General features: G+C 68.2%; 12 protein-coding genes, 2 tRNA genes and 1 other RNA gene. 6 read left to right on the top strand and 9 right to left on the bottom strand.

Annotation, left to right across the window (positions count from 1 at the left end):
- Positions 1-6: 6 nt before the first annotated feature.
- From ACWHYQ_RS08470 to ACWHYQ_RS08485, 4 genes are all read right to left on the bottom strand, one after another.
- A complete protein-coding gene (locus ACWHYQ_RS08470; protein ID WP_447975254.1) occupies positions 7-333 on the bottom strand; it encodes a YbaB/EbfC family nucleoid-associated protein in 327 nt (108 codons plus the stop codon).
- Positions 333-2183: a DNA polymerase III subunit gamma/tau gene (gene dnaX / locus ACWHYQ_RS08475; protein ID WP_447975255.1), complete on the bottom strand. Its 1851-nt coding sequence runs from the start codon at positions 2181-2183 to the stop codon at positions 333-335. The genes ACWHYQ_RS08470 and dnaX overlap by 1 nt, the downstream gene beginning before the upstream one ends.
- A 97-nt stretch (positions 2184-2280) precedes the next feature.
- Positions 2281-2380: signal recognition particle sRNA small type (gene ffs, locus ACWHYQ_RS08480), an RNA gene on the bottom strand.
- 247 nt (positions 2381-2627) lie between these two features.
- Positions 2628-2717: transfer RNA gene (locus ACWHYQ_RS08485), tRNA-Ser, on the bottom strand.
- 91 nt (positions 2718-2808) lie between these two features.
- On the opposite strand from ACWHYQ_RS08485, the gene ACWHYQ_RS08490 reads away from it, so the two are divergent.
- Complete coding sequence (locus ACWHYQ_RS08490) at positions 2809-3318, top strand: gamma-glutamylcyclotransferase family protein (protein WP_447975256.1); 510 nt, start codon at positions 2809-2811, stop codon at positions 3316-3318.
- Positions 3319-3413: 95 nt separating this feature from the next.
- Here the strand turns inward: ACWHYQ_RS08490 and ACWHYQ_RS08495 are convergent, their stop codons facing one another.
- Both ACWHYQ_RS08495 and ACWHYQ_RS08500 read right to left on the bottom strand, forming a co-directional pair.
- On the bottom strand, positions 3414-4661 hold the full coding sequence (locus tag ACWHYQ_RS08495; protein WP_447975257.1) for an ABC transporter substrate-binding protein: 1248 nt from the start codon (positions 4659-4661) through the stop codon (positions 3414-3416).
- Between the two features lie 232 nt (positions 4662-4893).
- Entirely contained in the window at positions 4894-5967 is a 1074-nt protein-coding gene (locus ACWHYQ_RS08500; protein WP_447975258.1) for a HEAT repeat domain-containing protein, read from the bottom strand.
- A 388-nt stretch (positions 5968-6355) separates the two neighbouring features.
- Here ACWHYQ_RS08500 and ACWHYQ_RS08505 point away from each other — a divergent pair.
- The 5 genes from ACWHYQ_RS08505 to ACWHYQ_RS08525 all read left to right on the top strand — a co-directional run bounded on the left by ACWHYQ_RS08505 (position 6356) and on the right by ACWHYQ_RS08525 (position 10738).
- Positions 6356-6438, top strand: a tRNA-Leu gene (locus tag ACWHYQ_RS08505).
- A gap of 51 nt (positions 6439-6489) precedes the next feature.
- Complete coding sequence (tig, locus tag ACWHYQ_RS08510) at positions 6490-7815, top strand: trigger factor (protein ID WP_447975259.1); 1326 nt, start codon at positions 6490-6492, stop codon at positions 7813-7815.
- A gap of 127 nt (positions 7816-7942) precedes the next feature.
- On the top strand, positions 7943-8596 hold the full coding sequence (gene clpP, locus ACWHYQ_RS08515) for an ATP-dependent Clp endopeptidase proteolytic subunit ClpP (RefSeq protein WP_447975260.1): 654 nt from the start codon (positions 7943-7945) through the stop codon (positions 8594-8596).
- Positions 8597-8623: 27 nt separating this feature from the next.
- On the top strand, positions 8624-9874 hold the full coding sequence (gene clpX, locus ACWHYQ_RS08520; RefSeq protein WP_447975261.1) for an ATP-dependent Clp protease ATP-binding subunit ClpX: 1251 nt from the start codon (positions 8624-8626) through the stop codon (positions 9872-9874).
- A 51-nt stretch (positions 9875-9925) separates the two neighbouring features.
- On the top strand, positions 9926-10738 hold the full coding sequence (locus ACWHYQ_RS08525; protein ID WP_447975262.1) for a formylglycine-generating enzyme family protein: 813 nt from the start codon (positions 9926-9928) through the stop codon (positions 10736-10738).
- Positions 10739-10781: 43 nt separating this feature from the next.
- Here the strand turns inward: ACWHYQ_RS08525 and ACWHYQ_RS08530 are convergent, their stop codons facing one another.
- The 3 genes from ACWHYQ_RS08530 to ACWHYQ_RS08540 form a co-directional block, all read right to left on the bottom strand.
- Positions 10782-11594, bottom strand: a complete 813-nt coding sequence (locus tag ACWHYQ_RS08530; protein ID WP_447975263.1) for a HEAT repeat domain-containing protein — start codon at positions 11592-11594, stop codon at positions 10782-10784.
- A 19-nt stretch (positions 11595-11613) separates the two neighbouring features.
- Positions 11614-12486 (bottom strand): twin-arginine translocase TatA/TatE family subunit, encoded by an 873-nt coding sequence (tatA, locus tag ACWHYQ_RS08535; RefSeq protein WP_447975264.1) that lies wholly within the window; start codon positions 12484-12486, stop codon positions 11614-11616.
- A gap of 70 nt (positions 12487-12556) precedes the next feature.
- Entirely contained in the window at positions 12557-13804 is a 1248-nt protein-coding gene (locus ACWHYQ_RS08540; protein ID WP_447975265.1) for a M24 family metallopeptidase, read from the bottom strand.
- Positions 13805-13837: the final 33 nt, after the last annotated feature.

Genomic DNA, 13837 nt, shown 5'->3' on the forward strand with positions numbered 1-13837 from the left:
CGCGGGCTAGAACAGGCCCGGGATCTGGAGCCCCCCGGTGACCGCCTTCATCTCTTCGGTCATGAGGTCGCGCGCCTTCCGCAGCGCGTCGTTGGCGGCCGCCACGATCAGGTCTTGCAGCATGTCCACGTCCCCCGCCTTCATCACCTCGGGATCAATCCTCACGCTGACGATCTGCTGCGCGCCACTCGCCGTGACGGTCACCATGCCGCCGCCCGCCGTGCCCTCCACGGTCTTGGCGGCAGCCTGCTCCTGGATCCGGGCGAGTTGCTCCTGCATGGCCTGGGCTTGCTTGACAAGATTGCCGAGGTTGCCGAACGGATTCCTGGACATCACGACGCCTCCTTCTGCGGGGTGACCTGCCGGACCTCGACGAGGTCCCCACCGAACAGCTCCAGGGCTTGCTTCACCAGCGGGTGGGCCCTGGCGCGCTCGAGCAGCGCCCGCTTCTGGTCCTGTTCCTTGGCGGCGCGCACCTGGGCTAGGCTCGGGTTTGCCGCTTGCCCGTCCGGCAGCTCGGTGACCTGCACGCGAACGCGGCACCCCGCCAGCTCCGCGCAGATCTCGCCGACCGCCCGCAGGCTCTCTTCCCGCCGCATCTTCGCTAGGGCGATCGGCGCCGTCTCGGGATAGCCGATCACGACCTGGGTGCTGTTGGCGGACAGCAGGGTGCCGGCCGCGAGCGCGGGAGCGAGGTTCGGATGCACCGCCTCGACCCGTTCGAGGAGCCGCTCCCAGTCGAGCGCCAGGGGCCGCGCCGCCTCGGCGGCCGGCTCGCCGCCGCCCGCAGCAGGGAGGGCGTCCGGCACTGCCTGGGCCTGCAAGGGCGCGGGCCTCCGGGCTGGCGCGACCGGCTGGCTCGTGGGCGAAGATGGCTGCGAAGGTGCGGCTCCTGGCTTGAGCCTCGCCGCAGCGGCCTGCGCCGGCCTGCCCGATCCGGCTAGCGCAAGGGGCGGCTCGGCCACCTTGCCGGCCGGTCCCGCCGGCTCGGCGGGCGTGGCCAGGGGATTGGCTGTAGCCGGCTGTGGGCCCGCTGTCCGCTCGGCCGCTGGCGCCAGGCGGGCGGCCTGCGCCGGCCCCGCGGAGACCTGCAGGCGTGTCGCGCGCACCGCCGCCGTCTCCAGCACAAAGCGCGGGTGGGACGTGCTCCGCAGCGCGTCCTCGGCCTGCGTGAAAATCCGGAACAGTTCCTGAAGCTGCTCGGGCGAGAAGGCCTTTGCGGCCGCAGCAATCTCGCGCACATCCTCCTCGGACAGATCAATCAGGTCCCGCAGCTCGCGCGGGTCCGACACGACCGCCGCCACGAGCAGGTGGCGGAAGCGCGCCACCAGCTCCCCGCAATAGGCCTTCAGGTCGTGGCCCTGGTCGAGGAGTCGGGCGATCACGCGCACGGCGGCCAGGCTGTCCTGCGCACGGACGGCCGCCACCATGTCCCGCACGTGCTCCTGGGGCACCGCCCCGAGGAGCATCTCCACGTCCTCGTGCCGAAGCACCGTGCCGCAGAAGGCGACGGCTTGGTCCAGCAGGCTCAGCGCGTCGCGCATGCTCCCCTCGCTGGCGCGCGTGATCGCGGCGAGCGTCCGGTCCTCGACCCGTAACCCGTCCTGGTCGGCAACGAAGCGCAGCCGCTGCGCGATCTCGGACCGCGGAATCCGGCGGAAATTGTAGTGCTGGCAGCGGGAGAGGATCGTCGCTGGGATCTTGTGGATCTCGGTCGTGGCGAAGACGAACACCACGTGGGCCGGGGGTTCTTCCAGCGTCTTGAGCAGTGCGTTGAAGGCGGAGGTGGAGAGCATGTGGACTTCGTCGATGATATAGACGCGGTAGTGCCCCCGGAACGGCGTGAACTTGACGTTCTCGCGGATCTCCCGGACGTCGTCCACGCCGGTGTTGGAGGCGCCGTCAATCTCGATCACGTCCACCGACGAGCCCTGGGCGATTTCCTGGCAGTTGGCGCAGACGTCGCAGGGCGTCGGGGTCGGGCCGCGCTCGCAGTTGAGGGCCTTGGCGAGGATGCGCGCCACCGTGGTCTTGCCGACGCCGCGGGTGCCAGAAAAGAGATAGGCGTGGGCGACCCGGCCAGTGGTGATCGCGTTGACCAGCGTCTGGACGATGTGGGGCTGGCCGATGACGTCCTGGAACGTGCCGGGCCGGTATTTCCGCGCGGAGACCTGATAGTCCATGACTAGTGGTCAATGGTCGATGGTCAATGGAGGGAGATGAATGATCGGCATTTCAAAGGACCAATGACGATTGACGAATGACCGCCTTGAAGAAAAACGGGGTCAGGTGATCCTGCGGCACACAGACTTGCCCGCTTACCGTTGCTTCCTTCCGGACCTGGCGGGGTTCACAGGATTCTGTTGCACAGGGCCCGACCCCTTTAAGACCGTGATGGGGGTACCCGGTTGCTCTGCCGGGTACCCGTTGCATTCTGTGGAGCAACCGGGTGCCCAACGGATCCCCGGTGACGAGTGACGGGTTGGGACAAAGCAACAAAGAGCATTTCTATCGGTTTTCCCCGTCACCGTTCACGCGTCACCTGTCGCGCCTCCGTCTCGCCGCAAAGCTGCTAAGGTACTGACTGGCCGCACAAATTGGAAGCGGCCAGCCGAGCTAGCTTGGTGTGGCGGAGAGGGTGGGATTTGAACCCACGGTGCCGTTGCCAGCACACGTGCTCTCCAGGCACGCCGATTCGGCCGCTCTCGCACCTCTCCGCGCGGGCTCCTCTTGCTCCGAAGGAGCCTCATCGTAGCACGCGGTCGGATCGGCAGCAAGCGGAGTGTCAGGCCAACCCAGGGAGCCTCTGTGGCCGAGGGCTTGACCTGGCGCGCCAGCCATGCTCTTCTTGCGGGCATGACCGAGTCGGCTGGCCGCCTCTACTTCGCGTATGGCTCCAACATGGTGGAGCCGCAGATGACAGAGCGGTGTCCCGGAGCCCGGCTCATCGGGCCGGGGACACTTCGCGGCTATCGGTTTCTGATCAACAGCCACGGGTACGCGACGATCCAGCCGGCCCCGTCCGCCGCGGTCCATGGGCTGCTCTGGAGGCTCACGCCCGCCGACGAGGCGAGCCTCGACCGCTATGAGGGCGTCCGACCGGGACTGTATCGGAAGGTCGAGATGGAGATCGGCACACCCGGGGCACCGCCGGTGCGCGCGTTTCTCTACGTGGGTACCGACTCTGTGCCCGGTGCCCCGCGGCCCGGATACCTGGATGCGATCCTGGCCGCGGCCGAACGACACGGCCTGCCCGAGCCCTACCGCCGCGAGCTGGCGGCCTGGCTGCGCCCGGCGAGGGGCAGGCCGGGGTCATGACCCTGACCTGCCGGCCTGCCGCGTCGCGGGTCCCGACGGCGCCGCGCGCATGACGAACCGGGCGATCTGCTGGTCGGCGGTCCGGCGATCCGCCGCTACAGCTTGCAGGTGTTCTGCGTCAGGTCCCCCGCCACCGCGTCGCCCGGAACAGTCTCCAGAATCTTGTAGTGGCCGAGGCCCAACTCTTTCCCATAGGCCTGGCCGACGAGCACGTCCTGCACGTGCTGGTGGTCCCACGCACGGAAGTAGGATCGGCCCTCCTTGAGCCCGTCGAATTCGTGACCCTCGAGCGCCTTGATGAGCGCCGGCGCGTCGGTCGTCCCGGCGCGGCGGACCGCTTCCAGGATTTGGATCATCGCCGCGTAGCCGAGGTAGCAGCGTGACGTCGGCGTGTGGTTGTACTTGTCAATCACGCCCTGGATGAACCGGCGCGAGCCTTCCGTGTTGATCTTCGGGTCCCAGATGAGCCCCCAGATGCCCGCGTTGTTCGCATAGCCCAACGGCCGACCGATCTGCTCGCCTCCGATCATGCCGCCCACCCCGATCTTGTCCTTCACCAGTTCCAGCTTGGTGTAGGCCTTGAGCGCGTGGACCAGGTCCCAGCCGTACAGGTTCAGGATCACCGCGTCCGGCTTGGCGGCTTTCGCCGCCGTCAGGACCTCCGTGAAGTCGGTCGTCCCGAACCGGGTGGTGGCGTTGCCAACCACGTCGCCGCCCTGGACCGTGAGGGCCTCGGTCATCGCCTGTAGCGCCGCCTGCCCGTCCACCGTGTCGGCGGTGACCAGGTACCAGCGCTTCCCATAGGCCTTGACGAGCTGCGGGACGACCGCCCGGGCCATCATGCGGGCACTCGGCATGAACACAAACGTGTGGCTGTTGCACCGCGCGCCCGTCAGCTCTGGGATGTGGGCGCAGGTGACCATGAAGAGCCGGTTCGCCTTCTTGGCGACCTCGGAGACGGCCAGCGCGACGTCGCCGTTGAAGGTACCCATGAGGACATCCACGCGGTCCTCCTCGATCAGCTTGGCGGCGGCCTTCGCACCGGTCTCCGGGTTCGAGGCGTCGTCCGCCTCGATGATGACGACGGGTCGGCCCAGCACGCCCCCACGCTTGTTGTAGAAGTCTAGCGCGACGGTGGCGCCATGGACGTCGTGGACTGACGAGGTCTTGTAAGGACTGGAGAGCGGATCAATGATGCCGACCTTGATCGGCTCGCCGCGCGGCGGCTCCGCTGCCGCCAGCCCGGTCAGTCCGAGCAGCCGGTCCGCCGCGCGGCCGAGGACGCGCGCGCCGCCCGCCAGGGTCGAGAGCTGAAGAAAGCGCCTGCGCGAGATGATCGTCATAAGGGCCTCCTCCGGGAACGTGGGGACTCAGTGCTGTGGGGATGAGAGCATAGGTGCCGGGGGCTTGGCAACGTTTCCGGCCTCTGCCCGAGAGCTCGGAAGGTTTCCCCCTGAGAAAGGGGACTTGCACAACGGCAGGGGCAGGGGTAAAGGGCGCCGGACCGGCCGGCGGGGCGTCAGCGAGCCCGGGCGGTAAGCGGGGAAGGCCAGCCGCCCGGGCCCGATGTCCCGCTCAACTGTACTGGTCCTCCGTGTAGCACTGCTTGATCGCCCAGAAGACCGCCTCCTTCAGTTTCTTGATCAGCGGATCGGGCGGGTCGTTTCGGATCTTCTGGAGCTTGCGGTCCAGCGCGAAGAGCGGCTCGACGGACCGCTTGTCCGGCAGCTTGCCAAGGGCCCAGGCAATCTCGGTCTGGACACGGATGTCAATCCCAGGCGCATCCAGCATCTCGAGCAACGGCGGGATGATCCGCGAGTCCCCGTGGAGCGCACCCACCTGCCCCAGACCCTTGGCCGCCGCCGCCTGCAGCTCCGGGTCCTTCGCGTTCTTCAGCATGTCGATCAGGATCGGGATGGACTCCTTGCCAAGGTTGCCCATGGCGACTGCGGCCTGCTTGGCGAGGTCCTTGTCCTTGAGCGCCTCCTTGAGCTTCGGCAGCGCCTCGTCGGCGAGCAGCTCGCCGAGCAGCGAGATGACCTTGAGCTTCCGGAGCTGCTTGGTGTCCGGCGAATCCAGCACCTTCAGCAGCACTTCGGAGTGCCCCCATTCGGCCGCCAGCAAGACAGGGAAGTCGTACTGCTCGAAGAGGTCCTTAAGCTTCGCCATGGCGTAGGCGCCAGGCTCGCCTGCGTTGGCCTTCTGCGCCGCGGCGACCGCGTCCTCGAAGTCGGTGCGCACCTCCTTCTGCCACTTGATCCGGGTGCCGCCGAGCAGGTAGTAGAGCTGGCAGGCCGGCCCTTTCCAGACCCGCGAGGGCGAGTCAGGGAGATCGGCGTCGCTGCCCATCGTCGTCGTACCTTCCCAGGTCTTCCGCTGCTCGCACTTGACCTTGAGGACCACGTCGTGCGGCTTGGCGGGGTCGGTGACGACCTCGTAGCCCAGCTCCGTGAGGCGCGCCTTGGCGATCTCCACGAAGGGGCTCGGGTCCACCGCTCCCTTGTCGGTGAGGGCGATCCCCTCGACCAGCACGGTGCGGATCTTCGCCAGGTGCTGTTTCTGCTCCGGTGTAAAGTAGTCGCGGTAGGCCCAGCTCGCACCGGTCGCGAGCAGGAGGAACAAGACCGTGCCCAATAGGACTCTGATCATAAAGCACCTCCGTGGAGACGACAGCCTGCTTGGTTCGGATGGATGGTAAGACTCCCGGCCTCTGCGCATCCCCCGCAGGCCAGAGACGGTGTCCAGGTCAAGCCGCCGACACGACCGGACGCGTCGTGGGAGGGGCGGGCGGCCATCCACCGGCTCCGGTCGCACGAAAGCCTTAAAAGTATACCGCGCCCAGGGGACTTCCGCTACAGGGGTGCTCTGGAGGCGCCGGCGGGCTTGGCCCGGCCCGGGCGGCCCGGGGACGCCGCAACCTTGCCCGTTGACAGGGATGCGCGGGGGCCTGTAAATAAGGATGCCTGACCCGGGTTGAGGTCGGGTTTGAGCGTCGAGCGGCGGGTTCCGTCCTTGACCACGGTCGTGACAGCCAGGGGCGAGAGTGGCGGAACTGGCAGACGCGCGAGACTTAGGATCTCGTGGGCTTCCGTGGGGGTTCAAGTCCCCCCTCTCGCACCATCTCCCTAGTCGTCTCCCACCCCCCACGAGCCGCTCAGGAATCAGACGAGGATGAAACTCGAAGTCACGGAGCTGGGCCCGGTCAAGCGCGTGCTCAAGATCGAAGTGCCGCAGGACGAAGTGGACCGGCGCTTCGCCGAAGCCTACGCGGACCTCAATCGGCAGGTGCACATTCCCGGCTTCCGCCCGGGCAAGGCACCGCAGGCCCTGCTCGAGAAACGGTACGCCAAGGCAATCGAAGAGGACCTAGTTCGCCGGCTCGTCCCCGAGTACTACGACCGGGCCGTCCGCCAGGCCGGGATCAGTCCCGTGCTGGTCGAGGTGCCGCCGATGGAGCGGCTCAAGCTCAAGAAACACGCGGCCTTCTCGTTCACGGCCACGGTCGAGATCAAGCCGAAGATCGAGCTGCGGGACTACCGGCCGCCCAATCCGATCTCGCTCAAGCCGGACAAGCGGACGATTACGGACGAGCAGGTGGACAAGGCGCTGGAGCTGCTGCGGGAGCAGCAGGCGCAGCTCTACCCCGCGCCGGCTGGCACCGCGCTGGCCGAGGGCGACTATGCGGTCCTCGACGTGGAAGGGTTTCTGGACCTGGCCCCGCTCGAGGGCGCCAAGCGCGACGGCGTGCTCCACAAGGTCGGCTCCAAGGAGCCTGTGCTCGGCCTCGAGGTGGACCCGCACCTGCCAGGCAGAAGGGCGGGCGAGTTCGTCGAGGTCTCCCAGCCCTATCCCCCAACCCATCCGGATGCGCGGCTGGCCGGCAAGACCGTGGTGTTCCGGATCAGGATCCAGGCCGTCAAGCGGAAGCAGCTCCCGGCGCTGGACGACGAGTTTGCCAAGGACTGCGGCCCCTATACGTCGCTGGCCGAGTTGCGGGACAAGCTCCGCGAGCAGATGGAGCGCGCGCTCAGGCGGGACATCGAGGAAGGCTACAAGGAGCAGGTGCTCAAGCGGTTGGCGGAGACGCACCACTTCGATCTGCCCGAGACGCTGGTCGAGCGCGAGCTGTCGGCGATGATCCGCGGCCACCTGGAGGCCCAGCGCCGACAGAAGGGGCAGACGCTGGACCTCCAGGCGCCCGCGGCGCGGCAGGAGGAGATCAAGCGGCTGCGGGCGGAGCACCTGCCCGAAGCGCAGCGGCGCGTCAAGGTGGCGCTGATCCTGGAGGCCATTGCTGAGCGGGAAGGGCTCACGGTGGACGAGGCGGACATCCAGGCCGAGATCGCCCGCATGGCAGGGGAGCTGAAGCTCCCGAAGGCCGAGGTCGAGCGGCTGGTCGCGGCGGGCGGCGAGGAGTCCCGTGACGACCTCCGCAGCCGCATCCTGGCGGAGAAGGCGCTGGACTTCGTGTACCGCCACGCCGTCATCCAGGGGTAGCCCCGGAAGCCCAGCCGCCCGGTCGCAAACCGAGACGACTGTGATAAGATGACGCTGTCCGCCCGCGCCAAGCGGAGCGAGCCGACGGAGCGCCGACGACATCGAGCTTCAGAAAGGACAAGCCGGTATGTTAGTCCCGATCGTGATCGAGCAAACCAACCGAGGCGAGCGTGCCTACGACATCTATTCCCGCCTGCTGAAGGACCGGATCATCTTCCTGGGGGCGCCGATTGACGACGTGTTTGCGAATCTGGTCATCGCCCAGTTGCTCTTCCTCGAGGCCGAGGACCCGGAGAAGGACATCAACCTCTACATCAATTCCCCCGGGGGCAGCGTGACGGCGGGGCTGGGCATCTACGACACGATGCAGTACGTGAAGCCGCCGATCAACACGATCTGCCTCGGACAGGCCGCCAGCATGGGCGCGCTGCTCCTGGCTGCGGGGACCAAGGGGAAGCGGTTCGCGCTCCCCAACGCCCGCATCATGATCCACCAGCCGATGGGCGGCTTTCAGGGCCAGGCCACCGAGATCGACATCCACGCCCGGGAGATCCTGAAGATCCGCGAGCGGCTCAACGAGATCCTGGCCAAGCACACCGGTCAGCCGATCGAGAAGATCGCACAGGACACCGAGCGCGATTACTTCATGTCCGGGGAGGAGGCGCGGCGGTACGGCTTGATTGATGAGGTCATTACCCGCGCGCCGAAGACGATCCGGGAGCTGAAGGGCGAGAGCAAGGACGGGGCGCAGGAGGCGGCCAAGGACGGCGGCAAGGGATAGGCTGCGACCACAGCAGGCGGAGGGGGCATGCCCAAACAGGAGAAATCGGACCGGCAGTTGCGGTGCTCGTTCTGCGGCAAGAGTCGCGAGGAGGTGCGCAAGCTCATCGCGGGTCCCACGGTCTACATCTGCGACGAGTGCGTGAACCTCTGCAACGACATCATCGCGGAAGACTGGGAGGAGGCCAAGGAGGAGATCTCCGCCAAGCTCCGCAAGCCAGCCGAGATCAAGCATCACCTAGACCAGTACGTCATCGGGCAGGAGCGGGCCAAGAAGATCCTCTCCGTCGCCGTCCACAATCACTACAAGCGCATCTCGGCGAACGAGGTGGACGACGTCGAGTTGCAGAAGGGCAACATCCTGATCATCGGGCCGACCGGCACGGGTAAGACCCTTCTCGCCCAGACCCTCGCCAAGTACCTGGACGTCCCGTTCACGCTGGCCGACGCCACGACCCTGACCGAGGCGGGCTACGTCGGCGAGGATGTCGAGAACATCATCCTCAAGCTCCTGCAGGCCGCCGACTACGACGTCGAGCGGGCGGAGCGCGGTATCGTCTACATTGACGAGATCGACAAGATCAGCCGCAAAAGCGACAGCCCCTCGATCACCCGCGACGTGTCCGGCGAGGGGGTGCAGCAGGCGCTGCTCAAGCTGATCGAGGGGACGGTCGCAAACGTCCCGCCGCAGGGCGGCCGCAAGCACCCCCACCAAGAGTTCATCCAGGTGGACACGACCAACATCCTCTTCATCTGCGGGGGCGCCTTCGTCGGGCTCGAGCAGATCATCGAGCAGCGGCTCAACAAGAAGTCCATGGGGTTCGGCGCGGAGATCCGAGGTAAGAGCGACACCCGGCTGGGCGAGCTGCTCGCGCGTGTGCAGCCCGAGGACCTGCTCAAGTACGGGCTGATCCCCGAGTTCGTCGGGCGGCTGCCGGTGGTGGCCACGCTCGATGAGCTGGACGAAAAGGCGCTCGTGCGCATCCTGACCGAGCCGCGCAACGCGCTGACCAAGCAGTACGAGAAGCTGCTGTCCTTCGAAAAGGTCAAGCTGCGCTTCACCGAAGGTGCCCTCGCTGCGATCGCCCACAAGGCCTACGTCCAGAAGACCGGGGCGCGTGGGCTCCGGGCGATCCTGGAGGAGGTCATGCTCGACGTCATGTACGACGTGCCCTCCCAGAAGCAGATCAAGGAGATCGTGGTGAACGAGGAGGTCATCCTCGGCAAGTGCCAACCGATCCGGATCTTCGAGCAAGACAAGGACATCAAGAGCGCCTGACCCGCGCGGGGGGCGGAGCGGCGATGCGTTGACAGGGGGACGAGAGCCCCGATGGGACGACGCAGGCTGCGCGAAGCGCTCCGGGAGGCGCTGGTCCTGCTGCTGGCGTTGAATGCCGCCTCGGCGGGGGCACCACCGGCGGGTGTCGGGCTGGACGGCGCGCCGATGGTGCTGGTTCCCGCCGGCCCCTTCAGCATGGGCAGCAACGAGGTGCCGGACGAGCAGCCAATCCACGAGGTGGACCTGGACGCCTTCTATCTGGATCGGTTCGAGGTCACGACGGCGCGCTACGCGAAATTTCTGGAGGCGACGGGCGCGAAGGCGCCCCGGCACTGGAACGAAGTGAACCTGGCCCGCGACGGTCAGCGTCCCGTGGTCGGCGTGAGATGGGACCTGGCCGAGCGCTATTGCCGCTGGGCGGGCAAGCGGCTGCCGACCGAGGCCGAGTGGGAGAAGGCGGCGAGAGGGACGGACGCGAGACGCTACCCCTGGGGCAACGAGGAGCCGACTGGCGAGCGGGGCAACTTCGGCAAGCTCCGTTGGATAGGCTACGAGACGCTCGATCCGGTCGGCAGCCATCCCCGCGGCCGGAGCCCCTACGGCGCCGACGATCTGGCCGGGAACGCCTGGGAATGGGTGGCGGACTGGTACGATCCCAAGTACTACGCCAGGAGCCCGGCGAAGAATCCGCCCGGGCCGGCCGATGGCATTGAACGGGTTGTCCGGGGCGGCGGGTGGAACTACGAGGGCCTGCTCGCCCGGTCGGCGGATCGGAACCGCGACGCGCCTGACACGGAGATCAACACCTTCGGGTTCCGCTGCGCGACAGACGCTAGGCAGAACGACGTGACCGGGAACAAGTGAAGGAGTGACGAGTGGGGGCTGAAGAGTTGGCGCCAGGCCATCGCTACGAGCCGGGTCTACCTTCGGTGATGGAGGCAGCGGCCCAGGCGGCCCAGCGGCGCACGTCCTCACTCTTGTCGCTCCTCGCCGTTTCCGTGAGTGCCGACTCCACGGTCCGGTCTCCAAACTTCCCCAGCCGGAACGCCGCCTCGGCCCGGACGCCAGGATCGGGGTCGGTCAGCAGCCGCTCCTGGAGGGCTGGAAGGCTGCGCGGGTCGGCCAGCTCGCCGAGCGCCGCGACCGCGCCCTGCCGGACGCGCGCATCCGGATCGCCTAGCGCCTCGACCAACGCCGGATAGGCGGCTGGCGCCTCGATCCACTCGAAGGCCAGGACGGCGGCGCGCCGGGTGGGAACCTCGCCGTCGCGCAGCGCCTCGGCGATCAACTCGATCATCCCCTGGGTCGCCCCAATCTGCCCCACTGCCTGCGCGGCCGCGACCTGCACGGCCGGCTCGGGATCGCGCAGCCGTTCGACGAGCGGCAGCCCGGCGTGGTCTAACGCCGGCTCGCCGATCGCACCCAGCGCCCAGGCACTCGCCGCGCGGACCGCGGCGTCCTCGTCCAGCAAACGCTCCGCGAGCGCGGCTGCGGCTCCTGGCTCGCCGACCTTGCCGAGGGCTTGGGCGGCGGTCCGGCGGACGTCGGCATCCGGATCCTTGAGCAGCGCCACCAGCCGCGGCACCGCGGTCTGCGGCTGGGGCGGCGGTGACTCGCCCGTGCAGGCGGCGAGGAGGCTGGCTAGCGCAAGCAGGCTGTTCGCAGCCCTCAGAAGGGGGCCATGATTGCAAAGGGGCGACTGGCGACGACTGACGAGCACGGATAGCGAATAACGATCTTCAACCCTGCTTGGGAGGCTCTTCCCGCGGGGGCGGCATCTCCTTGGCAGATTCGATCGTCTGCTCGATCTCCTTCTGCGCGGCGTCGAGCTCCGCCTGGATCGTCCGCATTTGCGGGTCTACGGAATTGCGCACGTCGGCTACAGCCTGCCGGAACGTCCGCAGCGTGTCGCCGAGTCCCTCGCCCAGGCTTTGGAGATCTTGCGGCGACAGGCCGCCGCCGGCCTGAGCCTGGGCAGCCTGCTGTTTCCGCGCCGCTTGCTGGGCCTGGACGCGGGCGACCGCCTCCTTGTTCACGATCGCCGAAGGCCGCTTCGCCGGGATGACGGGCTTGGGCTGCGCGGAGGGCGGGAGCGGCGGGTAGGACGCGCGCGGGAGTGGTGGCGGCTGGGCCATCCGCTCTTCCATGGTCGGAAGCGGCGGTGGCTGGTAGCCGGTCGGTCCGCTCGTGGGCGTCTGCGCAGCGGCGGGCTGCGCGGCCGGCTGCAGCTTAGGCTTGGGCGGCTTCGGCGGGGTCGGCCCCGCGCCGGCTGCGACCAACGCCGCCGTCGTGCCCGGTGTGGCCTCCGGCCCGGGCTGGTAGGCAGCGAGCACTTGGCGGCCCGGCTCGGCCGGCGGCGGCGTTGCGGCGGCTGGCGGCGCCGCCGACGCCGGTGCGGGTGCCCCCGTTCCCTGGGCTTCGAGCTGCGCCGGTTCTGCGGCCGGCGGGACCGCGTTGGGGTCTGCTGCCGGCACTTCGCTCACTTCCTTCTTGAAGCCCTTCAAGGCCTTGCCCAGGCCTTCGCCGATCTGTGGCAGCCGGCCGGCGCCGAAGATGATCAGAATGATCACCAGGATGATGATCAGCTCGGAGAACCCCAACGTGCCGAACATGCGTGCGTCCTTTAGTGGTAGGGCGGTGCCGACGCGTCAGGCAGACTCTATCTGCTGGGCCGGGACGGTGTCAAGCTGGCTCACCGTGAGGCGTGCGGTGTAAGGGGTGAGGGGCCAAGATCGGCACGATCTCTGTTTGCAGCGGCTGCCCGAAGATCTGCACGTCGGGCTTGGCCAGATAGACGTCCAGCTCGCTCCGGATGCCGAACTCGCCCGGCAGGTAGATACCGGGCTCGATCGAGAAGCAGGTCCCGGGGAGCAGCCGCCGACCGTCCTGGGTCTCCAGGTTGTCGATGTTGGCGCCGTTCCCGTGGACCTCCTCGCCGATCGAGTGGCCTGTGCGGTGCAGGAATCGGTCGCCGTAGCCGGCTTCGCGGATCACCTGACGGCAGACCTCGTCCACTTCCCAGCCGCAAGGCAAGTCGCCTGCGGCCGCGCGGGATCGGACGAAGGCGACAGCCGTGTCGCGCGCCGTGCGCACGATCTCGAAGATCTCCTGATGCCGCGCCGGCACGGCCGTCCCCACGTAGCCAGTCCAGGTGATATCCGCGTAGACGCTCCCCGGCTCGGGCCGCTTCGCCCAGAGATCAATGAGGACGAGGTCGCCCGCCCGGATCGCGGCGGAGCCCTCGGGGGCCGGCCCGTAGTGCGGGTTGGCGCTGTGGGCGTTCACCGCGGCGATCGGCGGGCTCGCGGTGACGAGCCCGTGCGCCCGGATGCGGGCGAGGATGAACTGCTGGAGCCCGTATTCGGTCAGCGGCTGCGCCCCGGCGACGGCCCCGCGGACGTGCGCGAAGGCCTCGTCCACGATCCGGCGGAGCTTCTCAGCAGCGTCGCGGTGCGAGGCCAGTTGCCGGTCGTCCCAGACCGCCTCGAAGCGCTGAACCAGGTCCGCCGAGCTAACCACCTCGACCCCGAAGCTCCGAATGAGCTCGATGGTTCCGGCGTCCACCCGCGAGACGTAGGGAATGGCGTTCCTCGGCGAGTACTGCATCGCGATCCGCCGGGCCCCCGCAAGGATCCGTCCGAGTGTCGCCTGCTGCTCCACCCACGAGACGTAGAGGCACAAGTCGCCAGGCAGCTCGTCGAGCTGATGGGGTTCGATGCGGTGCGCCAGCTTGACCGGGGTGCCCCGGGCGGGGATCCAGTAGTACCAGCGTCGGGTGACGTGGCGGGCCGGATCGAGCTTGAGCACGCGATAGGCCAGCGGGTCGCTCCCCCGGAAATCGTAGAACAGCCAGCCGTCCAGCCCCGGCGTCTCGCGCAGGGCCTGCTGGATCGCGGCCACGCGTTGGCTCCACGGGGACCGGTCGGCCATGGCGGGTGGCATCGTACCGCCGCTCGGCGGGCG

The organism is Nitrospira sp. Kam-Ns4a (genome assembly GCF_965152595.1).

What these genes read in the sequence shown, in the direction of transcription:
- clpP (WP_447975260.1), top strand. Translation starts at nt 7,943, where the DNA reads ATGTTAGTCCCGATCGTGATCGAGCAAACCAACCGAGGCGAGCGTGCC.
- ACWHYQ_RS08470 (WP_447975254.1), bottom strand. Translation starts at nt 333, where the DNA reads ATGTCCAGGAATCCGTTCGGCAACCTCGGCAATCTTGTCAAGCAAGCC.
- ACWHYQ_RS08500 (WP_447975258.1), bottom strand. Translation starts at nt 5,967, where the DNA reads ATGATCAGAGTCCTATTGGGCACGGTCTTGTTCCTCCTGCTCGCGACC.
- ACWHYQ_RS08495 (WP_447975257.1), bottom strand. Translation starts at nt 4,661, where the DNA reads ATGACGATCATCTCGCGCAGGCGCTTTCTTCAGCTCTCGACCCTGGCG.
- ACWHYQ_RS08540 (WP_447975265.1), bottom strand. Translation starts at nt 13,804, where the DNA reads ATGGCCGACCGGTCCCCGTGGAGCCAACGCGTGGCCGCGATCCAGCAG.
- tig (WP_447975259.1), top strand. Translation starts at nt 6,490, where the DNA reads ATGAAACTCGAAGTCACGGAGCTGGGCCCGGTCAAGCGCGTGCTCAAG.
- tatA (WP_447975264.1), bottom strand. Translation starts at nt 12,486, where the DNA reads ATGTTCGGCACGTTGGGGTTCTCCGAGCTGATCATCATCCTGGTGATC.
- dnaX (WP_447975255.1), bottom strand. Translation starts at nt 2,183, where the DNA reads ATGGACTATCAGGTCTCCGCGCGGAAATACCGGCCCGGCACGTTCCAG.
- ACWHYQ_RS08525 (WP_447975262.1), top strand. Translation starts at nt 9,926, where the DNA reads ATGGGACGACGCAGGCTGCGCGAAGCGCTCCGGGAGGCGCTGGTCCTG.
- clpX (WP_447975261.1), top strand. Translation starts at nt 8,624, where the DNA reads ATGCCCAAACAGGAGAAATCGGACCGGCAGTTGCGGTGCTCGTTCTGC.